This is a genomic window from Dietzia sp. 111N12-1 (genome assembly GCF_001658045.1).
Taxonomy (GTDB): Bacteria; Actinomycetota; Actinomycetes; order Mycobacteriales; family Mycobacteriaceae; genus Dietzia; species Dietzia kunjamensis.
In genome coordinates this window covers 1-25535 of record NZ_LSSV01000031.1, presented here as the reverse complement: position 1 = coordinate 25535, position 25535 = coordinate 1, and the positions used below count along the sequence as shown (strand labels likewise).

The window sequence follows — 25535 nt, the reverse complement described above, 5'->3', positions numbered from 1 at the left end:
AATTCCATCTGGCGACATTACACACCGTCGGGCGCCCCCACATCAGCCGATCGGACCCCGCGCGGGCGAACCGCCCGCGCGATCCTCGACGCCTGCCAGACGTAGATGCCCCCACTCCAGGCGTACAGGCCGACACCCCAGTACAGGCACGCCTCCCCCACGAGTTCGAAGGCCTGGCCTCCCGGTACTCCGGCGTGGCCGGTCAGCAGCAGTGGGAGCGACCAGAACAGGGCGAAGGTCGCCGCCTTGCCCAGATAGGTGACCTCGGGGTCCAGCCCGCGCCGGCGATAGACCGGGAGCGTGGCCGTCAGTAGGAGATCACGCGCGATCAGCACCACCACGATCCACACCGGGATGTATCCCGCCACGGCGAAGGAGACGGGGACGGCGGCGACGAGGATCCTGTCGGCGATCGGGTCCAGACGCTCGCCCCAGGTGGAGCGCATGTTCCACAGGCGGGCGATCTTGCCGTCGAGCCAGTCCGACACCACCAGCACCCCGAGGAGCCACAACGCCAGGGGTGGGTCATCCCACGCCAGGATGCTCAGCACGAGGACCGGGATCAGGGCGATGCGCCCCAGGGAGATCGCGTTGGGCAACGTCCAGAACCGGTCGCTGACCTCCGGAACCCTCGCGGGCGTATCGGGCCCCAGGCCGGGCGGGACCGCCGCGGACAGGTGGCCGTCCCGCGGCGGGGGGATCCTGGCCCCGAGGACCTTGCCCTCGCCGGTCCGCCATTCCCGGAGGTCGGTCTCCCGTCGACCGTCACGCGCCGCACTCATCGGAACGTCGACATCATCCCGGAGAAGACGTTCCCGCCGGCCGCCATCGGGTTGTCGTGGACCATGTAGGTCCAGGTCGAGGTGGGCCGTGCCATGGAATTGGCCTCGAGGTCCACCCCGGAGGCGGTGAACTCGATCTCGGCGAACGTGGCCTCGGACTTGCGGACCGCGTCGGAGGCGAGATCGCGGAAGTGGTCGATCGCGATCCGGTGGAACTCGTCGAGGGGGTTCTCGCGTCCCAGCGCGCGGAGGTGGATCGATTCGCGGACGTCGTTCATCGTCTCGAGATGTCGCGCCCAACCACGGTCGAGATGCCACAGCATGATCTCGCGGCATCCCTGCACCACGGCGTCGCGGCCGTGCGCCTCCACCAGTCGGGCACTCCGTTCGGGATCATGTGCCGTGAGTTCCTCGAACGCCTTGTCCGTGCGGAGCAGCGCGGCACGTCGCTCGGCGAGGATGTCGCGCTGCTCGGCGAGGAGACGACTGTAGCGCCAGGTGTTGGCGTGGATCTCCAGCATCTGCCCCTCGGTCACCCGCTGGGCGTGATCGACGGCGTCGCGCCCGCGATTGCCCTTGAGCAACCCGGACATCCTGTCGTGGCTGGTCGGGATCTTTTCGGGTTCGAGCGCCGAGGTCACCACGGGGTCGTCCATGGCGGCGAAGAACACCGAGCTGCCCGGGTCGCCCTGACGCCCCGCCCGTCCCCTGAGCTGGTTGTCGAGCCGCTCGGTCCGGTGCCGTCCGGTACCCACCACGTGGAGACCGCCGAGTTCCACGACCTCGTCGCGTCGGGCCTCGTCGGAACCGCCGAGGCGGATGTCCGTCCCGCGCCCGGCCATCTGGGTGGAGACGGTGACGTTGCCGACGTCACCGGCCTCGGCGATGATGGCCGCCTCCTCCTCGTCGTTCTTGGCGTTGAGGACCGAGCACTCGACCCCCTTCTCGGCGAGCCGTGCGGCCAGTTCCTCGGACTCGGCCACGTCGTGGGTGCCCACCAGGACCGGCTGACCGGTGGCGTGGACAGCAGCGATGTGTTCGACCAGCGCGCGGGTCTTGCTGTCGGTGTCGATGTAGGTGCGGTCGGCCTCGTCGAACCGGATGTTCGGGGCGTTGGGGTCGATCCGGGACACGCCCAGGGAGTAGAACTCGCGCAACTGGGCACCCGCCGCCAGCGCGGTGCCGGTCATCCCGCATACCTTGTCGTACCGGCCGATGAACGCCTGGACCGTGATGCTGTCCAGGATCTGCCCCGCCTCGGACACCGCGACGCCCTCCTTGGCCTCCACGGCGGCCTGGAGCCCGTCCGGCCACCGCTGGAGCTCGGCCACCCGTCCGCGGGACGCGTTGACGAGCTGCACCCGTCCGTCGCGGACGATGTAGTCCACGTCCCTACGCAGCAGGAAGCACGCGTGGAGCGCGACGTTGACCTGGACCAGGGTCGTACCGACGTGGTCGGCGTCGTAGAGGTCGGGGATGCCGAGCTCGGTCTCGATGGCCTCGGCGCCGTCGTCGGTGAGGAAGATGTTGCGGCGGTCGGCGTCGGTCTCGTAGTGCCGACCCGGTCGCAGCTTGCGCACCGCGGCCAGGACCTCACCTGTCGGCGCCTCCCCGGAGGTCGAGCCGGCCAGGACCAGCGGCACGAGCGCCTCGTCCACCAACACCGAATCGGCCTCGTCCACCAGGGCCACGTCGGTGGTCGGGGCGATGAGATCCGCGGGGTCGGTCACCAACTGTTCGCGGAGGACGTCGAACCCGATCTCGGAGACCGAGCCGTACGTGACATCGCAGGAATAGGCGATACGTCGCTCGTCGCGCGTCGAGGACTCCGTCACGTGGCCGACCGAGAGCCCGAGCATTTCGAACATCGGCCCCATCCAGCGCGCGTCCCGGGCGGCGAGATAGTCGTTGACCGAGATGACGTGCACCGTGTGGCCCTGGAGGGCGTAGCCGGCGGCGGCCACCGCCCCCGAGAGTGTCTTGCCCTCGCCGGTCGCCATCTCGACGACATCGCCGGCGAACATCCGCAACGCTCCCTGGAGCTGGACGCCGAACGGCCTCAGACCGACGGTCCGGGTGGCGGACTCCCTCGCCAACGCGAGGAACCGGGCGAGATCCTCGGGCGGATCACCGAAGAGCTGCAGCCCGTGCGCGGCGTCCGCGAACTCGTCGTCGTCCAGTCCTGCCGCCCACTCGTCGAACCCGTGCGACATCTCGACCGCGCTCTGCGCGCTCGAGGTGTCGCGTCCCTGGGTGGAGCCCATGAGCTTCCAGAAGCGGTTGGCCAGTCCCACGCGTGGAGTCCTTCCCGGTGACGAACAGATGCTCCCACCGTACGCAGGCGGGACGCCGTCGGGGACGCGCCCCTCCGGTCGCGGCGTCTAGCGGTCGGGGTCGATCTGGCCGCGCAACCTCCGCATGGCCTCCGTCGAGAGCATCCGGTCACCCGCGCGCGCCGCCAGATGCTCGGCCGCCACATCCGCCGGGGAGGGACGGTAGGGGGTCGAGGGCGACGCCACACCGTTGTCACGGGCGATGCCGGCGAGACGGTCCGCCTCCGCCACCGCGGCCTCGGCCCGCGACTCCACCGACTCGACGAGCTCCCGGAACGCGACCGCCCTGTCGACGACCTCCGCCCACACCTCGTCGATGGAGACGCCCATACCGGTCAGAGTGGTGAAACCGTCGCTCGCCGGCGGCACCCCGACCGTGGCCGCGGCCTCGCGCAGTCGGCACAGATCCCCGGCGAGGCCGACCACCTCGGATTCGGCGTCGAACTGCAGCCGGATCTCCTCCACCGACCGTCCGCCCCGCGAGTACGCGCGGTACAGACGGTCGTACAGACCACCGACCTCCATGAGGGTTGCCGTATACATCTCGGGAATCCGACGCCGGTCCGCGCGGATGTGCGGGAGCGAGGGAAGGGACTGCACCACCGACTGCACCCGTGGTGGCAACACCACCCGGCCCATCTCCCGCTGCCCTCTGGCCGCTGCGACCGTCCCGAGCTCCGCGAGGGTCCGGGGCACGAGCGGGACGGGGGCCATGGTCGGCGTCGATGCCAGGGCGTCGAACAACCGGCCACGGTCATCGGTGTCCAGGTGCACACCGCGCCGCCGGTCGGCGCGGATGTCCTTGACCCGGAAAGCCCAGACGCCGGAACCCCGGGTGAACCCGGTCCGCAGGACGAGGTACTTCCGGTCGAGATCTGCGAGTCGGGTCCGCAGCGCCATGCGCAACATGGAGGGCACCGGGGTGCCGAGGGTCCGCCTCAGATCGTGGCGCTGCTCCTCGATGATCCGGACCTGGTGGAATCCGTTCACCGTCGGGAACGGCAGATTGCGGTGCATCCGGGCCAGGACGACGTCGCCGATGCAGGGTTCGATCAGCCCGCAGGCGACGAGCAGAGCCGCCCGGTCGGACAACTCTGCCACAGGGGCCTGCCCCTCCCCCCGGCACATGCGGTCGATATCGGACACGATCCGGTCCCGTGCCGTCTGTGGCGTGCGCTCGTCGGCCATGCCCCTCCTCGCCCGCGCGTCCGGCGCGCGGCTCTTCTCACGGGATACCTATCGGTTACAACGGTAGGCCCCGGCCCCGTGTTCCCCCGCGGGGGGCAGGCCGGCTCCGCACCGGTCAGCGTTCATAGCCACGTCGGGCGTCATCGAGGATCCGGGGCCGGTCGAGTGTGGAGGGCTCGAGTCGCATCGGGGCCACGTCGCGACCGAACCGGCCGGCTGCCTCGAGGGTCCCCTGGTCGAGGTATCGCAGGCCGGTGACGTCGGGCCGCAGTCGGAGATCCGGGGCGTCACCGTCGGCCGAAGCCAGGACGAAACCCCAGTCCCCGAACGTCGGGACGTGAACGTGGTACGGGGTCGTGCCCCATCCCGCGGAATCGACTGTCGACACCGTCCGCCAGAACTGCCGCGGTGTGGAGAACGGGCTCCCCGATTGGACGACCATGAGGCCGTCATCGCCGGTGACCCCGCGCACGAGGCCGTAGAACTCCTCGGAATACAGGCGGGACAGCGCGGCGTTGCGCGGGTCCGGCAGATCCACGAGCACCGCCCCGAAGCCGCCCGGCGGCACGGCGCCGTCGCCGCCCCGGCGCAGCCACGCGAAGGCGTCGTCGACCACCACCTCGACGCGCGGGTCGTCGAGGGAACCCCGGTTGTCCGCGCGCAGCTCGGTGCGGGCGATCTCCAGCACGGCCGGGTCGAGCTCCACCTGGACCACTCGCCGAACGCCCGGCACGGCCAGGAGGTCTCGGGCCGCCAGACCGTCGCCGCCGCCGAGTACCAACACGTCGCCGGGCCGCTCGGCCATCGCGGGCTGGACCAGCGCCTCGGTGTACCGGTACTCGTCCAGACTCGAGTACTGGAGCGTGCCGTCGAGGTACAGACGGCGGTCCGTGCGGCCGTTGTACCTCGCTCTGGTGACGACGATCTCCTGGTAGGCGGACTGGGTGTGGGAGAGCACCGGGTCCGGGTACAGCTTGGACCGCGACCACTCGGTGACGTCGTCGAGCGCGACGAGCAGCGTGCCCAGCAGAGCCGCGACCAGCGCGAGCGACAACGCCGCTACGGCAGTCTGCGTCCGGGTCAGCAGACCCCGCAACGCGAGCGCGAGCAGCACGGCCGCGGCGGCCACGTTGACCACCCCCGTGATGGCGGCGGCCTGCTGCATCCCGAACGACGGCAGGAGCAGGAACGGCCACAGCAGTCCCCCGACGAGCGCCCCCAGGTAGTCGGCGGCGTTGAGATCGGCCAGTACCCGGCCGGCCTCGGCCGACCCGGTCCGGCGGCCGGTCTGCAGCAGGGACATGAGCAGTGGCACCTCTGCGCCCACCAGCACGCCGATCGCGGCGGTGGCCACCACCAGCGTCACCAACGACGCCGAGTCCGACCCCAGGGTCGTGAAGGTCACATAGAGCGCCGTGGCCGACGCCCCACCGACGAGCCCCAGCGTCGACTCGACGGCGACGAAGCTCGACGCCGGGCGGTCGACGAACGGCTTGGCCAGCAATGCGCCGAGGCCGAGGGCCGCGACGTACCCGGCCACCACGAGACTCGTGGCGACGATCCCTCCGCCCTGGACTGTCGTCGCGAGCGTGAGGAGGGCGAGCTCGTAGATGAGCCCGCAGGCGGCGCACGCGGCGACGGAGGCCAGCACGACAGGACGCCACCAGCGGCCGGCGCGCGGCGGGGGTTCTCCGGCAGGGTCCGCCTCCGTCGGCACGGGAACCGCCGTGCCGACCTCGTCAGGCAATGGCGGCCGCGTTCACGGCGGAGACGGCGAGGAGTGTGGCCGCGACGGCGAGTGCGGCGGTGCTGAACCGTGGCGCGCCGACGAGGTCGCGGAACCTGCCGGGGACCAGCAGTTCCAGGATCACCAGGGTGACGGCCTGGAAGATCACGCCGAGCAGGCCGTAGACGGCGACGTCGATCAGGCCCAACACCAGGGAGTCCGAGGCGTTGGTCATCACGGTGACGACGATGATCGCGAGGGAGAACGCCGAGGACACGAACAGCGCCGCGGCGTTGGGACGGTGGTCGACGAACACGTGGTGGCGCAGGCTGCCCGGCGTCAGCAGGTCGAGCATGACGAAACCCAGCGCCAGGACCAGGGCGCCGACGCCGAAGTACGCCAGCGACACCCCGATCCCGTCCAGGAGTTCGGGTACGTGGTCGGCGGTTCCGGCGGCGATGGTCACCGTGTCTCCTCGGGGTTCGGGTGATCTGTGGGCGTCTCGTGGGTCACTTCACGCCGACCCCGCCGGAGCTGCCCCCGGCGGACCGCGCCGGGCTGCCCGGCCCGAAGGCCCCGCCGAGGAAGATGAAGCCTCCGGAACGGAGCGTGCGCGAGTTCTCGTCGAGCTGGACACGACAGGCGAGATCGCCGGAGCGGCCGACGACGATCATGTCGTCCCCGTACCTCAGGTACCGGGTGTCCTCGTTCAGCTGGTCGGCGTCCGGCCGCTCGTGGTTGCTGATGTCCCTCGCCGTGGAGTCCCGGTCGCCCCGGCACTCGTAGGTCTGGGACGCGCCGGCCACCGGGGAGTAGTTCTCACGGACATAACGCACGGCATTCGTGCCGGACCCCACCAGGACGAGGCCCAGCAGGACCGCGCACAGTCCGGCGACGAGCGCGATGATCCACCCGCGGTAGGGCTTCACGAGGCCACCCCCTCTGCAACGTCCACCCCAGCGCCGGCCAGCCCGGCGACGTGCACCCCGGCGACGTGCACCCCGGCGACGTGCAACCGGGACGTGGTGGCGACGACGTCGCCACCGCACTCCCCGGAGTCGTCTCCAGCCGGGTAGAGATGCCAGGTGACCCACGACCAGCCCGTGTCGTCCGGCGTCGGAGCCACCACCGTGAGCGCCCCGTCAGAGCCCGGGAACCGTCCCGCGAGCACGGTCGGATCGGCTGCCGCGAGCGACGTCAGTCGCTCCACGACCGCCCCGAAGTCGGCGGCGGCGAGGGTCTCGGTGGTCCCGCGCAGATGGTGGACACCCCACGGACCGGGAAAGGACTCCTCGGCCGGCAGAGGCGCCCCGCCGTCTGCCGTTGCGCGGCAGGACACCTCCTCGGTCATCGCGTCGCGTCCGTCGATCATCAGCGTCACCGCGTGTGACGCCCCGAGGATGGACAGGCGTAGAGCGCTGTCGAGTGCGGGGTGCTCGAGAACGGTGGAGACGAGGGCGTTCCGCTCGGGCGTCACGCCGACCCGGTAACCCAGTGCCGCGGCCGCCACATCACTCGGTTCCGTGGCGAGGTCGTGGACGGTCACCGTCTGTAGTCCGGGTCGCCGGCGACGGGGGGCGCCGGGTAGACGGTCAGCTCACCCCGGGACATCGGGCGTCCGGAGGAGACCTCCCAGCCGGCCCCGTCCCAGTCCTCGAAGGACAGCAGCGAGCTGCCGTCCCCGGTACGCATGTCCTGGTACCGCATCCGGCCGCGCTCGGGCAGACCGGTGGTTCCCTCGCACGAGTACTCCGCCTCACCCGACTCCTCGAGCCGATGGACCCGATCGTCGACGATCACCTCGGATCCGGGGCTGACGCCGAGTCCCTTGCGGGTGTTCCACCAGGTGAGCTCGAGGGTTCCCTCGTCCTCCTCGACGCCCAACCACTGCGCTCCGTCGCCGCCCTCCAGGAGATGCTCCCACCAGATATACGGGCCCTGGCGAAGGGTGACCGAGCCGCGGACCACATAGTCGATGCCGCCGTAGGAGACGATCGCACCGGGGCCGAGCTCTCGCGGGCCGAAGCCGTGGACCGGCCGGTCGGCGGCGAGCGGGTCGAGGCGGGGTCCGGCCGCCTCGGGCTTCGTGCCACCCCGTGCCTTGACGATGATCCCGACGACCGCGATCACCGCGACTACCAGCCCCGCTATGACGAGTAGCTCTCCCACCGCGCGCTCACTCCTGGATCGAAGACTGACGGTCGACCCGGGTCGCCGTTTCGTGACCAGGCCAGGCTAACGCACCCCGGATTCTGCGGGCGTGACCCGCCGCTTGAACCGGAGTGAACCGCGGAAATGGACTCAGAGCCGGTCCCCCTCTCGGGAAACCGGCCCTGATCTGTGTCGGGCTGACAGGATTTGAACCTGCGACCCCTTGACCCCCAGTCAAGTGCGCTACCAAGCTGCGCCACAGCCCGTCCGCCACCGCGGCTCGCGCGGCGACTCGATTACCCTAGCGCACCGGTTCCGTCGGACTCCAATCGGCAGGTCACTTGCGCTGTCGACGCTCCTTGACCCGCACGTTCACCCGGACCGGGGAACCATCGAAGCCGAAGGTCTCACGGAGGCGACGCTCGAGGAAGCGCCGGTATCCGGCCTCGAGGAACCCCGTGGAGAAGAACACGAACGTCGGGGGCCGGGTGGTGGCCTGGGTGCAGAACCTGATCCGCGGCAGACGACCACCACGCATGGGCGGCGGGGTCGCGGCGACGACCTCGCTCATCCACGTGTTGAGGGGCCCGGTGGGGATCCGCTTGTCCCAGGAGTCCAGCGCCGTCTCCATCGCGGGCACGAGCTTGGCCAAGGCGCGGCCGGTCCTGGCCGAAATGTTGACCCGGTGGGCCCAGCTCAGCACCCGGGACAGTTCGCGGTCGATCTCCTTGTCGAGGTCGTACCGCCGGTCCTCGTCGACCAGGTCCCATTTGTTGAAGGCGATCACCAGCGCCCGGCCGGCGTCGGCGACCATCGAGATCACCCGCAGGTCCTGCTCGGTGATGGGCTCCGAGGCGTCGAGGAGCAGGACGACGACCTCGGCCGCCTCGATCGCGCCACGGGTACGCAGAGAGGCGTAGTACTCGTGACCGTAGGCCTGGTTGACCTTGCGGCGCAGGCCGGCGGTGTCGACGAACCGCCAGGTGCGTCCCCCGAGCTCCACGAGCGAGTCGACGGGGTCGACGGTGGTGCCGGCGACGTTGTCGACCACGGAGCGCTCCTCGCCGGTCAGCTTGTTGAGCAGGCTCGACTTGCCGACGTTGGGCTTGCCGACGAGCGCGACGCGCCGCGGCACGTCGGTGGCCTCGCGCATCCTCGCCTTGGACGGCAGCTGCCGGAGGATCTCGTCGAGGAGATCCGCCGTGCCGCGACCGTGGGCGGCGGAGATGGCGTGGGGCTCGTCCAGGCCGAGGGACCAGAACTCGGCCGCCTCCAGTTCGGCCTTCTCACTGTCGACCTTGTTGACGGCGAGGATGACCGGGGTGTCGGACCGACGCAGGCTCTTGGCCACCGTGGCGTCGGCGGCGGTGATGCCCACCGTGCCGTCGCACACCAGCACGATGAGGTCGGCCGTGCCCATGGCGATCTCGGCCTGCTGCGCGATGGAGCGGTGCATGCCCTTGGCGTCCTGCTCCCAGCCACCGGTGTCCTGCACCATGAAGGTGCGGCCGTTCCACAGCGCCTCGTAGGAGACCCGGTCGCGCGTGACGCCCGGGACGTCCTCGACGACGGCCTCCCGGCGGCCGATGATGCGGTTCACCAGGGTGGACTTGCCGACGTTGGGTCGGCCGACGATCGCGACGGTGGGCAGGATCTCCACGCCCTCGGTCACGGCCCCGATCTCGTCGGCGAACTCCGCGGCGACCGCCTCCCAGTCGGTGTCGTCGTTCCAGCCGTCCTCGATGGTCTCCTCGCCGGGCCCGGTGGGCAGGTCGAAGTCGGTGCTGTCCTCGTTGGTGGTCACAGTGCGGTCCCTTCTGCGGTGGCGCCGTGCGACGCGTGGATTCCCTCGGCGAGCGCGACCAGGCGGTCGAGCACCTCGTCGAGGGTCAGGTCGGAGGTGTCGATGACGACCGCGTCGTCGGCAGGCCTCAGGGGGCTCGCGGCGCGCGTGGAGTCCTTGCGGTCGCGTTCGATGACGGCGGCCAGCACCTCGTCGTAGTCGGCCCTGCGGCCGGCGGCCAGGTCCTGGTCGGTGCGGCGCCGGGCCCGCACCTCCGGGCTGGCGGTGAGGTAGACCTTCACCTCGGCGTCCGGCAGCACGACTGTGCCGATGTCACGCCCCTCGAGGACGACGGTGCCCCCGCTGGCGGCCAGCCGTCGCTGCAGGAGGACCAGGTTCTGGCGGACCTCGGGCACGGCGGACACCGCCGAGACCGCAGCCGTGACGCGGGCGGTGCGGATCTCCTCGCTGACGTCCTCACCGGCGAGCAGGACGCGCTCGGCTCCGGCGTCGGTGCCGATCTCCAGAGGCAGGTCGGCCGTGGCGGCGATCACGGCGGCCGCGTCCTCCGGGTCGATCCCGGCGCGCAGGACCTGCAGGGTCGCCACCCGGTACATCGCGCCGGTGTCGAGGTACGCGCCGCCGATACGCCGTGCCAGGGTGCGGGCCAGGGTGGACTTCCCGGTGCCGGCGGGGCCGTCGATCGCGATACGTCGACGCGCGGCCGGGGCGCTCGGGGCGCTCACAGGCCTACCGCCTCGTACAGGTCGGAGACCTCTTTGCGGCCCAGCTTGCGGAAGGTGCCCGCGCGCTGGTCACCGAGCGCGATGGCCCCGAACCGGGTCCGGACGAGCGCCTCGACCGGGTGCCCGACCTCGGCGAGCAGCCGCCGGACGATGTGCTTGCGACCCTCGTGGAGCACGACCTTGACCAGCGAGCGCCCGTCGTGGACGTCGAGGATCGAGAACTGGTCGACCTTGGCGGGTCCGTCCTCCAGGGTCACCCCGGCGCGCAGCTGCTTGTTGACGCCCTTACCCACGACGCCGGTGACGGTCGCCATGTAGGTCTTGGAGACCTCGTAGGACGGGTGCATGAGGCGGTGCGCCAGCTCCCCGTCGTTGGTCACCAGGAGCAGCCCCTCGGTCTCGGCGTCGAGACGCCCGACGTGGAACAGCCGCTGCCCGGCGTCCACGCGGTCCGCGACGAGGTCGCCGACACAGGGCCGGCCCTTCTCGTCGGACATGGTGGTGTGGTAGCCGCGGGGCTTGTTCAGTGCGAGGTAGACCAGGGTGTCGTCCAGGACGATGCGGGTGCCGTCCACGCGGATGACCGCCGTGGCGGGGTCGACCTTGACGCCCATCTCGCGCACCTTCTTGCCGTCGACCTCCACCCGTCCCCGGGCGATGAGCTCTTCGGAGGCCCGGCGGGAGGCGACCCCGGCCTGGGCCAGGATCTTCTGGAGGCGGACCGGTGCGCCGTCTCGGCCAGCGGATTCAGTCATGAAAACGTCACATCTCTTCGTCGTCGTCTCGGGGAGTGGGGTCGGGCGCCGCGGTTCGGCGCCGCCCCAGTGGGATCCGCGGATCGTCCGCGGGGTCGTCGCTCATCTCGTCGACCAGGTCGACATCCGGCAGCAACGGGGCGATGTCCGGCAGCTCGTCGAGCGACGTGAGTCCCAATCTTTCCAGAAATAGCTCTGTGGTCCTATACAGGATGCCCCCGGTGTCCGCATCTGTGCCGCATTCCACCGCCAGCCCGCGCGCCACAAGTGTCCTCATCACGCCGTCGACGTTCACCCCGCGGACCGCCGCGACCCGCGACCGGGTGACCGGCTGCCGGTAGGCGATCACGGCGAGGGTCTCCAGCGCGGCCCGGGTCAGCGTGGATCGGGTGCCGTCCGTGAGGAGCCGTTCCACGTACGGCGCCAGGTCTCGGCGGGTGTAGAGACGCCAGCCGTCGGCGCTGCGACGCAGGTCCATCCCGCTCCCCGCGGCCGTGAGCTCGTCGCGCCACGCCCGCAGCTCGGCCTCGACCTCGGCCGCCGTCGACCCGGCGGCCGCGGCCAGTGCACTCTCCGGTGTCGGTTGGTCCACCACCAGCACCAGGGCCTCGAGCCGGGCACGGAGCGGCGGCCCCTCTGGCTCCGGCACACCGGGCTCGTCGTCGTCCCCGATCGCCACCGGCTCGGGGGCGCCGGGCCCCGACACGTCGCTCACGTCCACTCGTCCCTTCCCTTCGTCACCTCGTCGGCGTCCACGCCCGTCCACCTCACCAACAGGTCCCCCAGTGCCTCGTCCTGGGCGAGCGCGACCGCGCGCGCCCGGTACAACTCCAACAGGGCGAGGAACCTGGCGACGACGACGAGGGAGTCGTCGCACCCCGTGATCAGGTCGCGGAAGTCCACCCACCGACCCTCGCCGTGGAACTTCAACAGCTCGAGGACGCGGCCCGCCTGCTCGGGGACCGAGACGACGGGAGCGTGGATGTGCCCCACCCCCACCTCGTCGACCGGCCGTGGCCGGAACGCGACCGCGGCGATGGTGGCGAACTGGTCGGGATCCACCCCGAGCTCCACCTCGGGGAGCAGTCCCAGGAACTCCTCGTCGGGCCCGGCGGTCCTCGGGTACGCGTGGCGCGCGGTGCGGTCGAGCTCACCGAACAGCTCCGCGACCTGACGGAACGCCCGGAACTGCAGCAGGCGGGCGAAGAGCATGTCCCGGGCCTGGAGCAGGGCCAGGTCCTCGGGATCCTGGACCTCGCCGGACGGGACGAGTCGGGCCGTCTTGAGGTCGAGCAGTGTCGCCGCGACGACCAGGAACTCGGTGACCTCCTCGAGCCCGGCCTCCGTGCCCAGGCGGCGGGTGTGCGCGATGAACTCGTCGGTGACGGCGTGGAGGGCCACCTCCGTGACGTCGAGGCGCTTGGAGTCGATGAGCCCCAACAGCAGGTCGAACGGACCGGTGAAGTTGGTCAGGTGGACGGTGAACGCCCGCGGGTCCCCGACCTCCGTCGCCGACCCGACCGGGTCCTGACCCGACGGGGGCCCGACGCCGGTCACCGCCCGGTCACCTGCCGCGCTGGATGACCTCGCGCGCCAGGGCGCGGTAGGCCTGCGCACCCGCGGACTTCGGAGCCCACGTGGTGATCGGCTCGCCGGCGACGGTGGTCTCCGGGAACCGGACGGTGCGGGTGACGAGGGTGTCGAACACCTTGTCTCCGAACACCTCCACGACCCGGCTGAGCACGTCGCGGGCGTGGACCGTCCGACGGTCGAACATCGTGATGAGGATGCCTGTGAGGTGCAGTCGGGGGTTGATGCGGTCGCGCACCTTGTCGATCGTGTCCGTCAGCAGCGCCAACCCGCGCAGCGAGAAGTACTCGCACTCCATGGGGATGAGCACGCCGTCCGAGCACGCCAGCGCGTTGACGGTGAGCAGGCCCAGCGACGGCTGGCAGTCGACGAGGACGAAGTCGTAGCGGTCCAGGACCGGGTACAGGGCGCGGCCCAGCGCCTGCTCGCGACCGACCTCGTTGACGAGCTGGATCTCCGCGGCCGACAGGTCGATGTTGGCGGGGATGAGGTCCACGCCCTCGACACGGGTCCGGACCAGGACCTCCTCCGTCGACACGGAGTTGTCCACGAGCAGGTTATAGACGGTGAGATCGAGCTGGTGGTGCGGGATGCCCAGGCCCGCGGACAGCGCCCCCTGGGGATCGAGATCCACAACGAGCACCCTGCGGCCGTACTCCGCCAGTGCCGCCGCGAGGTTGATCGTGCTGGTGGTCTTGCCGACGCCGCCCTTCTGGTTGCACATCGACAACACCACGGCGGGCCCGTGCGAGGACAGTGTTTCCGGTTCGGGGATCGCGGAGAACCCCTCGCCGGCCGCCGGGTCGTCGGCGCCCAGGAGCTCGGCGCGGGAGAACAACGCGGGGTCCATCGCCCCAGTGTTCAGCGCCACCGCATCTCCTCTCCTCGCCGTCTCACCCGTGCCGTGTCGAGCGTGCCGTCTCGAGCGCGCCGGGCCGTATCCACGGTCACGTTACCGTGCCCGGGGGTGACACTCGGCCCAGACCTCTCGGAGCGTGTCGACGGTGACGAGGGTGTACACCTGCGTGGTGGTGACCGAGGAGTGTCCCAGCAGCTCCTGGACCACACGGATGTCCGCCCCGCCGTCGAGGAGATGGGTGGCGAACGAGTGCCGGAACGAGTGTGGTGAGACGTCCTGCTGCACACCGGCGCGTCGTGCCGCGACCGACACCACGTTCCACAGGGTCTGCCTGGTGACGCGCCCACCGCGGGCGTTGAGGAACAGGGCCGGGCCCCCTCGGGTGGCGAGCGCGGGTCGGGCACGCACCAGATAGGCCCCCACCGCCTCGCACGCCGGACGCCCGACCGGGACGATCCGCTCCTTACCACCCTTGCCCCGCAGGATCACCGCTCCACCGTCCGGGTGGTCGAGACCGTCGAGGTCGTCGACGTCGAGCCCGACGAGTTCGGCGGCCCGGGCACCGGAGGCGTAGAGCAACTCGAGCATCGCGCGATCGCGCAGGCGTGCGGGGTCGGTGTCCGTCTCGGTGGCGCCGGCCGCCTCGATCACCGCGATCATCCGGTCGACCGGCAGTGCCTTGGGGAGCCGCCGCGGCGGACGGGGCGGGGTGACGGCGGCGGCCGCGTCGAGGGCGGTCACCCCGTCACGGGTGGCGAACCGGTGGAGACCGCGGACCGCCGCCATGGTCCGCGCGATCGAGCTGGGGGCCAGGGCCTTCCGTCCCTCGTCCGGGTCGGCGGTGGCCAACCGGGTGCGGAACTCCTCCACGTGCGCCTCGGTCACGGACGTCAGGTCGTCGACGCCCGAAGCCGCGAGATAGCGGTGGTACTTCTCCAGGTCGCGGCGGTACGCGGCCAGGGTGTGGGCCGAGGCCCCCTTCTCGACGGCGAGGTGGTCCAGATACCCGCGGATCTGCACGGTGGCGCCGCCCTCCGAGGTCACCGGGGGTCCGATCCCGTCAGGACCGGTCGATCACCGAGTGGGCCGCGAGGATGCCGGCCACGGCGATACCGTTGACGATCCGGCCGTCCAGCACGGCGTCGACGGCCTCGGCGAACGGCATGCGCGCGACCTCCATGTCCGCCTCCTCGTGCTCCGCCTCCGGGCGCTCGACCTGCCGGAGTCCGGTGGCCAGGTACACGTGGACGCGCTCCGTGCAGAACCCCGGGGACGGGATCATCTCGATCACCGGGCGCCAGTGCTCGGCCTCGAGACCGGTCTCCTCGGCGAGCTCACGGCGCGCGGTCGCCAAGGGCTCCTCGCCGTCGACGTCGCACAGCCCTGCGGGCAGTTCCCAGAGTCGCTCCCCCACGGCGTGCCGGTACTGCCGGACGAGGGTGATCCGGTCGTCGTCGTCGAGGGCGATCACCGCGACGGCGTCGTCGTGCCCGCAGATCTCCCGGTCGGCGGTGCCCCCGCCCGGCATGGTCAGGGTGTCCACACGCAGCCGCACGACGCGGCCGTCGAAGATCTCACGGCTCGCGACGGTGCGGTAGTCGTGCGTCCCGGGGGCACCGCGCTCGGACACGCCGGTCAGCTCCCGTCCGCGCGGGGGTCGGAGGCCGTCTCGGTGTCCACCTCGTCGGCACGGACGCTGGACGTCTTGGCGTCCGGCGCGTCCACCGTCTCCGGAGTGGAGCCCCCGCCCTGACCGGAGCGCCACGGTTCGACGGGCAGCCGCATCTCGTTCTCGTAGTCCAGCGCGGCCTTGATGAACGCGACGAACAACGGGTGGGGGCGGGTCGGACGCGACTTGTACTCCGGGTGAGCCTGGGTGGCGACGAAGAACGGGTGATGCTCGCGCGGGTACTCGACGAACTCGACCAGGTGCCCGTCCGGGGAGGTCCCCGAGAACTGCAGGCCGGACTCGGCGATCCTGTCGCGGTAGGCGTTGTTGACCTCGTAGCGGTGGCGGTGGCGTTCGGTGATCTCGGTGGACCCGTACGCCTCGGCCACGACCGAGCCCTTGGTGAGCGTGGCCGGGTAGGAGCCCAGACGCATGGTGCCGCCGAGGTCGGCGTTGCCGGCGACCGCGTCCACCTGATCGGCCATGGTCGAGATGACCGGGTGCTCGGCATCGGGGTCGAACTCGGTGGAGGAGGCGCCCTCGAGCCCGACCGAGCGGGCAGCCTCGATCACCGAGCACTGGAGACCGAGGCACAGCCCGAGCAGCGGGATGCGGTTCTTGCGGGACCACGAGATCGCGCCGAGCTTGCCCTCGATCCCCCGGATACCGAACCCGCCGGGGATGAGCATGCCGTCCACACCACGGAGCGCCTCGCGCGCGCCGGCCTCGGTGGTGCAGGCGTCGGACTCCACCCACCGGATGTTGACGCGGGCGTGGTGCGCGAAGCCGCCGGCGCGCAGCGCCTCGGTGACCGAGAGGTACGCGTCGGGCAGGTCGATGTACTTGCCCACGAGGGCGATCTCGACCTCCTCGCGCGGCTCGTGGACGCGCTGGAGCAGGTCGCCCCACACGGTCCAGTCGACGTCCCGGAATGGCAGGTTGAGCCGCCGGATGACGTGCGTGTCGAGGTGCTCGTTGAACAGCACCTTGGGGATGTCGTAGATGCTCGGGGCGTCCGGGGTGGACACGACGCCCTCGAGGTCCACGTCGCACATCAGCGCGATCTTGGCCTTGAGCCCGTCGGTGACGTCCCGGTCCGAGCGCAGGATCAACCCGTCGGGGACGATGCCGATCGAGCGCAGCGCGGCCACCGAGTGCTGCGTGGGCTTGGTCTTGAGCTCACCCGACGGCGCGAGGTACGGGACCAGCGACACGTGCAGGAAGAAGATGTTCTCGCGGCCCACCTCGTGGCGGACCTGCCGGCACGCCTCGAGGAAGGGCTGGGACTCGATGTCACCGACGGTCCCACCGACCTCGGTGATGACCACGTCGGGGCGGCGCCCCTGGTCATCGGAATCGCCCATCGCGATGATGCGGTCCTTGATGGCGTCAGTGATGTGCGGGATCACCTGCACGGTGTCACCGAGGTACTCGCCGCGGCGCTCCTTGGCGATGACCGCGGAGTACACCTGCCCGGTGGTGACGTTGGCCTTCGCGTCCAGATCGCGGTCGAGGAACCGCTCGTAGTGGCCGAGATCCAGGTCGGCCTCGGCGCCGTCCTCCGTGACGAACACCTCGCCGTGCTGGAAGGGGTTCATCGTGCCGGGGTCCACGTTGATGTACGGGTCCAGCTTCTGCATGGTCACACGGAGACCGCGGGCGGTGAGCAACTGCCCGAGACTCGAGGCGGTGAGCCCCTTGCCCAGCGACGACGCCACGCCGCCGGTGACGAAGATGTGCTTGGTCTCGGACCGCGATGCGGTTCGGTTCAGTGCCAACGGGACTCCCGTGTCCATACGCCGGAATGGATGAATGCTGGTGTGGCTCCGGTGCACCCCACGGGGCTTCAGGCTATCACCGCTCCGGCGTCGGGGGGAGCGACGGCGCCGCGGCGGTCGCGTCCGGCCTCAGCCCGTAGTGACCCTGCCCACCGTCGAGCTGCTCCGCCAGCGCCAGCGTCGTCGCCAGACGTCCCGCCTCGGTACCGGCGTCATCGATGGTCGAGACGTCCTCCTCCGCCGAGGACCGCAGGATGCTGACCGCGTCGCGTCCCCCGGAGTCGCCCGTCCGCACCGCGACCACCGCGCCGGCGCCCTCACCGTCGAGGGTGCGGGCCAGGGCGGCGACACGGACCCCGGTCGATTCCTCGTCCCGGGGCCCGGTCACGACCAACGCGAGCTGTCCGGGCCGAAGGGTCCCGGGTTCGTAGCCGATGATCCCCGCATCCGCGAGGGTGGTGAGGACCGTTTCCCGGTCGTCGTCCTCGAGGTGCGGTTCCGCGTCCTCGGCGCGCAGCAGCCCCGCGCGACCGAGCGCCGTGCCCAGCTGGGTACCGAGGTCCGCATCAGCGGCCGGGGCGGTGCCGATGGGCAGGTTCGCGACGAGCGCCTGGAGTTCCGCGTCCGCCTCCGGGTCGACGGCCATGTCCGTCAGGGTGACGCGGCCGGCGTCGATCCCGCCGGCGGCGTCGATGACCTCGCGGGCCGCCGAGACGTCCTCGTCGGAGGCGCCGGGTGCCACGATCGTCAGGACCGGCCTCCCGTCGAGCCGACCGTCCACGACGGCCGGGGTGAGGTCTCCCGCCAGCGAGTCGAGTCGGTCGACGGCGAGCCGCTCCGCGGCCAGATCGTCCTGCGACGCCTCGAGCCGCGCCGCCGTCGTCTCCTCACGCTCGACCACCGCGTCCCTGATGGACGTCGCCACGGACGTCGACCCGAGGACGACCCCCACCGCGAGAGCGAGGAAGACGGCCACCAGCGTCAGGACGTGGCGACGCAGGGAGATCAACGGAAGAGCCCCTGGACCCAGAGCGCGAAGGAGTTCCAGGTCTCGACGGCCCAGATGAGCAGGTCCGCGGCGGCGTCGCGAGCCACCACGACCGCGGCCACCGCGATCAGGGCGGCGAGCACGACCAGGGCGAGTCCGATCCCGGCGCCACGAGACCGGTACAGGGTCGCGCAGGCGTCGGCGTGGACCAAGCGGGAGGAGACGGTCGTGTCGACCATCGTGGACGAGGGCGCGGACGAGTCGCGGAACGCGTTCTCGAGCCCCCTGTCGTCGCCGGTCACCACGATCATCTCGGCGCCCCCGTGGTAGGCCAGCAGCAGCGCCATGTCCCTCGCGGTCGCGGCGGCGGGGAATGTCGTGGCCCCCAGTCCGAGCTCTGTGATCCTCTCGAGGCCCTCCGCGCGCCCGTCGCGGTCGGCGGGCACCACCAGGACGGCGCCGTCGGTGAGGACCTCGTCGGACACGTCCGTGGGGGTCGCGACGACGACGTCGGCCGTCAGCCGAGCGGAGCGCAGGAACTCCGCGCCGGCACCCACGCCGACCAGCAGCGGTCGGTACTCCCGGATGAACGGCTTGAGCTCGGCGAGCTGGCCGCGCGCGGCCGCGTCACCGGTGACCACCACGACATGGCGGTCGGTGAAGTCGACGTCGATCGACGGGAGGCCCTCGCCGTCCAGCAGCAGCGGGTGCTCGAGGCTGAGGAACTCGGTGGCGTTGGCCAGGTGCGCCAGCGCCGACTCGACGTACCCGCTCTCCGCGGTGTCCACCTCGGCGAGGAGCGTGGCCGAGTCCACCTCGCGGCCGCTCGTGATCTCGTCCTCCGACTTGACCGAGTAGACGACACCGTCGTCGATCCGCACCCGGGTCCCGTCGGCGACCCCGGACAGGTCCGCGTCCTCGATGACCGGGATCGTCGACGCGGCGAGGATCCGGAACGCGGCGCGGGGGAGCATCTCCTCCCCCTGACGGGGCACGTGCACCACTGCCGTCACCCCGGCGTCGACGAGAGCGCGGGCGGTGTCGGCGGGCGCGCGGTTGAGATCGAGCACGGCGACGTCCTTGGCGCCGAGCTTCCTGGGGACCTGTGACCCCACCTCGATCTGGCGGACGGTGCCCACGACACCGGCGAGGTCAGTGGAACGGCGGCTGAGCAGACCCGACATCTTCATGCGCCGAGTATCACGCGTGTGATTCACGTGACCAGGGAGGTCTGCCCGGCGTGTCGGATTAACGGTCGACTTGAGCTTGAGACTTTTCCCGTTGTGCCTTCTCCAGCAACTCCCGCGCATGTGCCAGACCTGTGTCGGTGTCCTCCATACCGGCGAGCATCCGGGCGAGTTCGGTCACCCGATCGGAGTCGGCGACCGCCGTGACCCCGGAGACGACCCCGTCCGATCCCCCGGCGCCGGTGTCCTTGTGCACGACCAGGTGCGTGTCGGCGTACGCCGCGACCTGGGCGAGGTGGGTCACCGCGATGACCTGGTGGGTTCTGGCCAGTCTGGCCAGCCGCTTACCGATGCTCAACGCCGCCCGGCCGCCCACTCCCGCGTCGACCTCGTCGAACACCAGGGTCCCTCCCCCGGATCTCTCGGCCAGCACCACCTCGAGCGCGAGCATCACCCTCGACAGCTCGCCTCCCGACGCGCCTCGGCCGAGCGGGACGATGCCCGACGGCCCGTCGAGCGCCAGCTCGACGTCGTCGAGACCCGACTCCGAGGCGCCGTCGAGGCCTTCGCCTGATCGGGTGACCCGGACCACGAGCCGGGCCCCGCCCATCGACAGCTCTGCCAGCTCGGCGGACACCCTCTCGGCGAGATCGTCCCCGGCGGCGCGTCGGATGCGCGTCAGTGTGGCTCCGCGCTCGTCGAGTTCGGCAGCGAGGCGCTCCACGGTGGAACGGAGTTCGGCGACGGCGGAGTCGGAGGTGTCGACCTCACCGAGCCGCGTACGGGCCCTGTCCGCCCACGCGAGCACGTCGTCGACATCGGTGCCGTACTTCCGGGTCAACGCCCTGAGGTCGTGGCGTCGTTCCAATGCCGAGTCGAGGACCGCCGCGTCGACCGGCAGCTCGGCCAGGTACAGGCCGAGCTCGGTCGCGGCATCTCCGAGCGCCGCGACGGCCTGGCCGATGCTGGTGGCGATCGGGTCGAGCGCGGGGTCACCGGCAGCGGCCAGACGGTGCCGCAACTGGTCGAGGACGCCCACCACCGGCTCGCTGGTCTCGCCGTCACCGGCGAGGACGTCGTGGGCCTGCCCCGCGACCTCTCGCAGTTCCTCGGAATCGGTGAGTCGGCGGATGCGGGCGTCGAGTTCGGCCTCCTCCCCGGGCTCGGGCCCCAGGGCATCGATCTCCTCGAGTCCCATCCGCAGCAGGTCGGCTTCCCGGGCCAGCTCACGAGCCCGACCGGTGCGCTCCGCCAGTGAACGCTCGGCGTCCCGCCACAGCCGATAGGTGTCGCGGTAGGCGTCGAGGGCCGCCCGCGCCTCGTCCCCACCGTGGGCGTCGACGGCGTCTCGCTGCCTGTCCGGACGGAGCAGACGCAGCTGATCGTTCTGGCCGTGCACGGCCAGCACCGGCGCGCAGAAGCGGGCGAGGGTCCCGGCGGGGACAGACCTCCCCCCGAGCCGGGCACGCGAACGGCCGTCCGCACCCACCCGGCGTGCGGCGATGACACTGCCGTCCTCGTCGAGTTCGACGTCGGTGTCCTCGAGCAACTCGTCGAGGTCGCGTCGGTCGGCGGCGTCCATAGTGGCCGTCGCGGCCAGGTCGAAGCGCCCTTCGACGAGTGCCTTCTCCGCACCGCGCCGGACACGCCCGGGGTCCGCGCGCCCTCCGGCCAGGAGCCTCAGTCCCGTGACCACCATCGTCTTGCCCGCGCCGGTCTCGCCGGTGAGCACCGACAGCCCGGGCGAGAAATCGGCCACGGCCTCGTCGATGACGCCGAGGCCGCTGATCCGAAGTTCCGTGAGCACGCACCCACCCTAGGTGAGGGGCCGGACAGCGGACCGCCCACGCCACCCGGTGACGGGCAGTTCGAACTTCGTGACCAGTCTGTCGGTGAACGGCGAGTCGTCCAGTCGGACCCACTTGACCGGGCGCGCGCCCCGCACCACCTCGACCCGGCTGCCCGGCGGGACGTCGACGAGGCGTCGTCCGTCCACCACCACCACTGCCGGGCCGGAATGCACCCCGGTCTCCACCGCGACCCTGGAGGAGGGTGCCACGACCATCGGACGGGCGAACAGCGCGTGGGCGTTGTTGGGGACCACGAGGATGGCGTCGAGTTCGGGCCAGACGATCGGCCCGCCGGCCGAGAACGCGTAGGCGGTCGACCCGGTCGGCGTGGAGACCAACATGCCGTCACAGCCGTAGTCACTGACCGGTCGGCCGTCGATCTCCACGGACGCCTCGAGGACGCCCTGCCGGGAGACCTTCTCGATGCTGACTTCGTTGAGTGCCCAGTCCCGGGCCAGGACGGTGTCCCCGTGGATGACGGTGGCCTCCACCGTCATCCGTTCGACCACCCTGTAGTCCTTCGCCGCGATCTGCTCGACGACGCCACTGAGCGAGGAGACCTCCGACTCGGCGAGGAAGCCGATGTGTCCGAGATTGACCCCCAGGATCGGCACGTCCGCGGCGTTGGCGTACTGGCAGGCGCGCAGGAACGTGCCGTCACCACCGAGGACCAGGACGAGTTCACACCCTTCGGCGGCCTCGGGGATGTCAGGGACCGTCTCCACGCCCGCCCCCGTGGCGACGCTCTCGCTGGTGCCCTCCACCATCCGTACCGCGATGCCCCTGGTCGCGCACGCGTTGACCACCTGGGCGACGGTGGCGACGATGTCCTGCCGGGCGACGTTGGGGACGAGCAGGATCCTGCGCGAGTGCACCGGTCCGGGCGTGCCGTTCATTGCGGGCCCTCCTCTACTGCCGTCCGTATGGCCTGCTGCGCCTCGGCGCTCATCTCGAGTCGCTCTCCCGCGCCGACCTTACGGAGGTGGAGGAAGTACTCGACGTTCCCGGACGGGCCGGGGAGCGGGCTGGCGACGCATCCCAGCGGCTCCAGTCCGAGTGCCGCGGCAGCCCGGGCGACACCGGTGACCGCCTCGATCCGCAGTGCCGGGTCGCGCACCACACCGCCCTGGCCGACACGCTCGCGGCCCACCTCGAACTGGGGCTTGACCATCGGCAACAGGTCGCCTCCCGGGCGCACGCACGCTGCGAGCGCGGGCAGGACGAGTGCGAGCGAGATGAACGACAGGTCGGAGACCACGAGGTCCACCGGGCCACCGATGTCGTCCGGGGTCAGGGAGCGGACGTTGGTCTTGTCGTGCACGCCCACGCGCTCGTCGCTGCGCAGGCGCCACACCAACTGTCCGTACCCCACGTCCACCGCCTCGACGCGGGTGGCGCCACGCGAGAGCAGGACATCGGTGAACCCGCCGGTCGACGCGCCTGCGTCGAGACACCGAGCTCCGGAGACCGGCACGTCGGAGAACGCCTCGAGGGCTCCGACCAGTTTGTGGGCTCCGCGGGATGCCCAGTCCGGTTCATCGGAGGCGGTGAGCGCGATCGATGTGGTCGGCTCGACCTGGGTCGCGGGCTTGGTGGCTGCCACCCCGTTGACGATCACGCGCCCGGAATCGATGAGATCACGGGCGCGTTCCCGACTGTCACAGATCTTGCGGCGAACCAGTTCGGCGTCCAGCCGCATCCGCTTCGCGACCATCAGCGCCGACTGTCCAGCGCCGTCAGCGCCAGCGCGAGGAGCTCGTGGGCGGCGTCGAGGGCGGCCACCTGGTCGTCCCGGACAGATGAGCCGTCCGGTCCAGCGCCCTGGCCCCCGACGGAATCGGCGAGCAGATCGTCGAACGTCGAGCGGAGTTCGTCGGTGTCGGGGCCCGCGGGCCCGGGGCGTGGCTGTGGTCCGGGGGTCGTCACGGCCTACACGCTAGCCGACGCCGAGGCCTGCACCCGCCAGCCGGGATCGCAGACCCTCGTCGGCCGCCCGGAATGCCTTCGACTCGTGACGCCACGCCAGTCTGACCACCGCACGGGCGAGATCGAGCCGATCGAGCGCCTCCGGCGCGCTGGCCAGGTGCAGGGCACCGTTCTCGACCGTTCCGTCCAACTCCACTGCGGCGTCGATCCGGCTGGCCTCCGCCGAGGCAGACAGTGCGGAGAGATCGTCCGCCAGGTAGGTGGCCCGGCTGTCGGGATCCGCGACCAGGAGATCGTCGACGCCGTGGACGCCGGTCAGCACCATGAGCGACGGCATCCCGGCGGCGACCGCACCCTGGATGTCCGTATCGAGGCGGTCACCGATGACCAGCGGGCGGGTGGAACCGACCAGATCCGCGGCGGCGGTCAACACGCCGGCGGCCGGTTTGCCCGCGACCAGGGGCTCGCGATCGGTCGCCGCACGGAGGGCGGCGACCAGGGACCCGTTCCCGGGGAGCAGGCCTCGTTCGGTGGGCAACGTGGCGTCCACGTTGGACGCGACCCAGGGCACACCCCGACGGATCGCCAGACATCCCTCGGCCAGATCCGACCAGGTCAGTTCCCGGGACAGTCCCTGCAGGACGACCTCCGGATCGTCGTCGGCGGACAGGACGACCTCGTACCCGGCCTGCCGGGCGAGGTCGCGGAAACTGTCGTGTCCCACCACCAGGACCCTGGCACCGGGATCGACATGGTCCGCAGCCATCACCACCGCGGCCTGCGCGCTGGTCATGACGTCGTCGGCACCGGCGGAGAAGCCGAGCGACCGAAGATGGTCGGCGGTGTCCCTGGGCGAGCGGCTCGCGTTGTTCGTCACGTAGACCACGGGGAGCCCCGCGTTCGCGAGCGCCTCCGCGGCCCCCGGGATCGGCTGGCTACCGCGGATGAGAGTGCCGTCGAGATCGACGAGTAGGGCGTCGTGCCGTGCGGCCAGCGAAAGGGAGCTCAACTGACCTACGCCTCGAGCTCCGCGAGACGCGCCTCCGCGTCGGTGGTCTGCTCGGGGTCCGCGGTGACGGCGTGACCGAACCAGTTGGCCGCCTCCTTCTTGCGATCGGCGACGAGCAGCACCTCGGCGTAGGCGTAGTCGAGACGCGCCGCGGACTCACCGCGGGCGTCCTTGTCGAGGCCGGCGTCCTGGAGGGTCACCAGGGCAGCGTCCAACTGGCCCATGTCCACCCGGGCACCGGCCTCCACGATGCGGAGTTCGATGAGCTCGTCACCTTCGAGCAACCGGGATTCCTCTCCACGGGCCAGTTCGATGGCACGTTGGGGCCTCTCGAGGCCTCGTTCGCAATCGGCCATCATCGCCAGCAGGCCCGGCCCGCCGGAGATCCGGCGGGCCGCCCGGAGTTCGCTCAACGCTTCCGACCATTCGCCGGCGCGGTACGCCAACACACCGAGGGTCTCCCGGACGACACCGATGCGCCCGGCCCTGTTCTTGGCCGCGCGACCGTGCGCGAGCGCGAGCTGCGGGTCTTCGTCGACGAGGTACATCGCCGCCACCATGTGCTTGGCCACGGACTCGGCGTTGGACTTGTCCAGACTGCGCAGGTCACGACGGATCTCGAGGTCGAGGTCGGCGGCCTCGATGTCATCGGGGAGCTGCGGCTCGTCAGCTCTGGCCGCCTGGCGTGCCTCCTGACCGGGACGACCTTCCGATCTACGGTCGTCTCCGGTACGGCCACCCCGCCGGGCTCCGCCCGGGGCGCCGGCTCCGCGTCGGTCTCCGCCGTCGCGTCGATTTCCGCCGCCGCGACCGCCGACGGAGGCCCGCCGGGGACCGCTTCCCCCGTCAGAGGCGGCACCGCGGCGTGCGGTGTCGTCGCCGGCGGAACGCGGACGTGCATCCTGTCGATCGGCCTGCTTCGCACCGTCCGACCGGCCTGTCTCCGAGCCGTCGTACCGCTTTCCGCGACGCTCGCCGTACGAGCTGTTGTCTCTCCGACGCTCCTGTGGCACCCGATCTCCCCGGCGGGGTACGTCGCGGTCGCCGCGTCGGGGCGAGCGGTCGGTGTTCTCGGACCGAGGTTCGTTCACGTCGTTCACCTTACGTGCGCCGGGCAGACCGGCACTGGAGTGGGTAGAAGGGTACAAATGCGACCAGCGGGAGGAACATATAGTCCCTCCCGCTGGTCATGAAGTTGTGTTCGGCGGTGACCTA

General features: G+C 71.1%; 25 protein-coding genes and 1 tRNA gene. All 26 read right to left on the bottom strand.

Annotated features, from left to right (window positions below; translation table 11 throughout):
• Positions 1-17 precede the first annotated feature (17 nt).
• Entirely contained in the window at positions 18-782 is a 765-nt protein-coding gene (locus tag AYO52_RS08260; RefSeq protein WP_082923877.1) for a CDP-alcohol phosphatidyltransferase family protein, read from the bottom strand.
• Positions 779-3076 carry an accessory Sec system translocase SecA2 gene (gene secA2 / locus AYO52_RS08255; protein WP_067715782.1) on the bottom strand — a complete coding sequence of 766 codons (2298 nt, stop codon included), beginning with the start codon at positions 3074-3076 and terminating at the stop codon, positions 779-781. The genes AYO52_RS08260 and secA2 overlap by 4 nt, the downstream gene beginning before the upstream one ends.
• An 87-nt stretch (positions 3077-3163) precedes the next feature.
• Positions 3164-4303, bottom strand: coding sequence for a hypothetical protein (locus tag AYO52_RS08250; RefSeq protein ID WP_067715779.1), 1140 nt, complete (start codon positions 4301-4303; stop codon positions 3164-3166).
• A 115-nt stretch (positions 4304-4418) separates the two neighbouring features.
• Complete coding sequence (locus AYO52_RS08245; protein WP_067715776.1) at positions 4419-6020, bottom strand: polyamine aminopropyltransferase; 1602 nt, start codon at positions 6018-6020, stop codon at positions 4419-4421.
• A 22-nt stretch (positions 6021-6042) separates the two neighbouring features.
• Positions 6043-6495: a DUF350 domain-containing protein gene (locus AYO52_RS08240; protein WP_067715773.1), complete on the bottom strand. Its 453-nt coding sequence runs from the start codon at positions 6493-6495 to the stop codon at positions 6043-6045.
• A gap of 43 nt (positions 6496-6538) precedes the next feature.
• Positions 6539-6958 carry a DUF4247 domain-containing protein gene (locus AYO52_RS08235; RefSeq protein WP_067715770.1) on the bottom strand — a complete coding sequence of 140 codons (420 nt, stop codon included), beginning with the start codon at positions 6956-6958 and terminating at the stop codon, positions 6539-6541.
• The gene (locus AYO52_RS08230) at positions 6955-7575 is read right to left on the bottom strand and encodes a DUF2617 family protein (protein ID WP_067715768.1); all 621 of its coding nucleotides are present in this window, start codon (positions 7573-7575) and stop codon (positions 6955-6957) included. The genes AYO52_RS08235 and AYO52_RS08230 overlap by 4 nt, the downstream gene beginning before the upstream one ends.
• On the bottom strand, positions 7572-8198 hold the full coding sequence (locus AYO52_RS08225; protein WP_067715765.1) for a DUF4178 domain-containing protein: 627 nt from the start codon (positions 8196-8198) through the stop codon (positions 7572-7574). The genes AYO52_RS08230 and AYO52_RS08225 overlap by 4 nt, the downstream gene beginning before the upstream one ends.
• Before the next feature lie 174 nt (positions 8199-8372).
• Positions 8373-8446 (bottom strand) — tRNA-Pro (locus tag AYO52_RS08220).
• 71 nt (positions 8447-8517) lie between these two features.
• Positions 8518-9984, bottom strand: a complete 1467-nt coding sequence (gene der / locus AYO52_RS08215; RefSeq protein WP_067715763.1) for a ribosome biogenesis GTPase Der — start codon at positions 9982-9984, stop codon at positions 8518-8520.
• Positions 9981-10709, bottom strand: coding sequence for a (d)CMP kinase (gene cmk, locus AYO52_RS08210; RefSeq protein ID WP_067715760.1), 729 nt, complete (start codon positions 10707-10709; stop codon positions 9981-9983). The genes der and cmk overlap by 4 nt, the downstream gene beginning before the upstream one ends.
• Positions 10706-11548: a pseudouridine synthase gene (locus AYO52_RS08205; protein ID WP_371517504.1), complete on the bottom strand. Its 843-nt coding sequence runs from the start codon at positions 11546-11548 to the stop codon at positions 10706-10708. The genes cmk and AYO52_RS08205 overlap by 4 nt, the downstream gene beginning before the upstream one ends.
• Positions 11472-12185, bottom strand: coding sequence for an SMC-Scp complex subunit ScpB (gene scpB / locus AYO52_RS08200; protein WP_067715754.1), 714 nt, complete (start codon positions 12183-12185; stop codon positions 11472-11474). The genes AYO52_RS08205 and scpB overlap by 77 nt, the downstream gene beginning before the upstream one ends.
• Positions 12176-13021 (bottom strand): ScpA family protein, encoded by an 846-nt coding sequence (locus tag AYO52_RS08195; RefSeq protein WP_067715751.1) that lies wholly within the window; start codon positions 13019-13021, stop codon positions 12176-12178. Before AYO52_RS08195 ends, scpB begins: the two co-directional genes overlap by 10 nt.
• 7 nt (positions 13022-13028) lie before the next feature.
• A complete protein-coding gene (locus tag AYO52_RS08190; protein ID WP_067715749.1) occupies positions 13029-13904 on the bottom strand; it encodes a ParA family protein in 876 nt (291 codons plus the stop codon).
• A gap of 102 nt (positions 13905-14006) precedes the next feature.
• Positions 14007-14957 (bottom strand): site-specific tyrosine recombinase XerD, encoded by a 951-nt coding sequence (locus AYO52_RS08185; RefSeq protein WP_082923875.1) that lies wholly within the window; start codon positions 14955-14957, stop codon positions 14007-14009.
• Positions 14958-14973: 16 nt separating this feature from the next.
• Positions 14974-15543 (bottom strand): NUDIX hydrolase, encoded by a 570-nt coding sequence (locus tag AYO52_RS08180; protein WP_067715746.1) that lies wholly within the window; start codon positions 15541-15543, stop codon positions 14974-14976.
• A 5-nt stretch (positions 15544-15548) separates the two neighbouring features.
• Entirely contained in the window at positions 15549-17378 is a 1830-nt protein-coding gene (locus tag AYO52_RS08175) for a CTP synthase (protein ID WP_067715743.1), read from the bottom strand.
• A 58-nt stretch (positions 17379-17436) separates the two neighbouring features.
• The gene (locus tag AYO52_RS08170) at positions 17437-18369 is read right to left on the bottom strand and encodes a copper transporter (RefSeq protein ID WP_067715740.1); all 933 of its coding nucleotides are present in this window, start codon (positions 18367-18369) and stop codon (positions 17437-17439) included.
• Entirely contained in the window at positions 18366-19538 is a 1173-nt protein-coding gene (gene steA, locus AYO52_RS08165; RefSeq protein WP_067715738.1) for a putative cytokinetic ring protein SteA, read from the bottom strand. The genes AYO52_RS08170 and steA overlap by 4 nt, the downstream gene beginning before the upstream one ends.
• A 58-nt stretch (positions 19539-19596) precedes the next feature.
• A complete protein-coding gene (recN, locus tag AYO52_RS08160) occupies positions 19597-21342 on the bottom strand; it encodes a DNA repair protein RecN (protein WP_067715735.1) in 1746 nt (581 codons plus the stop codon).
• Positions 21343-21351: 9 nt separating this feature from the next.
• Complete coding sequence (locus tag AYO52_RS08155; protein WP_067715732.1) at positions 21352-22281, bottom strand: NAD kinase; 930 nt, start codon at positions 22279-22281, stop codon at positions 21352-21354.
• Complete coding sequence (locus AYO52_RS08150; RefSeq protein WP_067715729.1) at positions 22278-23099, bottom strand: TlyA family RNA methyltransferase; 822 nt, start codon at positions 23097-23099, stop codon at positions 22278-22280. Before AYO52_RS08150 ends, AYO52_RS08155 begins: the two co-directional genes overlap by 4 nt.
• Positions 23099-23311, bottom strand: coding sequence for a hypothetical protein (locus tag AYO52_RS08145; protein ID WP_067715725.1), 213 nt, complete (start codon positions 23309-23311; stop codon positions 23099-23101). The genes AYO52_RS08150 and AYO52_RS08145 overlap by 1 nt, the downstream gene beginning before the upstream one ends.
• A gap of 10 nt (positions 23312-23321) precedes the next feature.
• The gene (locus AYO52_RS08140; protein ID WP_067715722.1) at positions 23322-24320 is read right to left on the bottom strand and encodes an HAD-IIA family hydrolase; all 999 of its coding nucleotides are present in this window, start codon (positions 24318-24320) and stop codon (positions 23322-23324) included.
• Between the two features lie 5 nt (positions 24321-24325).
• Positions 24326-25411, bottom strand: a complete 1086-nt coding sequence (locus AYO52_RS18695; RefSeq protein ID WP_216635316.1) for a hypothetical protein — start codon at positions 25409-25411, stop codon at positions 24326-24328.
• Positions 25412-25535: the final 124 nt, after the last annotated feature.

Bases quoted from the DNA above. Each gene is read 5' to 3' on its own strand.
- AYO52_RS08260 (WP_082923877.1), bottom strand. From the start codon at position 782: ATGAGTGCGGCGCGTGACGGTCGACGGGAGACCGACCTCCGGGAATGG.
- AYO52_RS08250 (WP_067715779.1), bottom strand. From the start codon at position 4,303: ATGGCCGACGAGCGCACGCCACAGACGGCACGGGACCGGATCGTGTCC.
- AYO52_RS08190 (WP_067715749.1), bottom strand. From the start codon at position 13,904: ATGGACCCCGCGTTGTTCTCCCGCGCCGAGCTCCTGGGCGCCGACGAC.
- AYO52_RS08175 (WP_067715743.1), bottom strand. From the start codon at position 17,378: ATGGACACGGGAGTCCCGTTGGCACTGAACCGAACCGCATCGCGGTCC.
- steA (WP_067715738.1), bottom strand. From the start codon at position 19,538: ATGAAGATGTCGGGTCTGCTCAGCCGCCGTTCCACTGACCTCGCCGGT.
- AYO52_RS08155 (WP_067715732.1), bottom strand. From the start codon at position 22,281: ATGAACGGCACGCCCGGACCGGTGCACTCGCGCAGGATCCTGCTCGTC.
- AYO52_RS08150 (WP_067715729.1), bottom strand. From the start codon at position 23,099: ATGGTCGCGAAGCGGATGCGGCTGGACGCCGAACTGGTTCGCCGCAAG.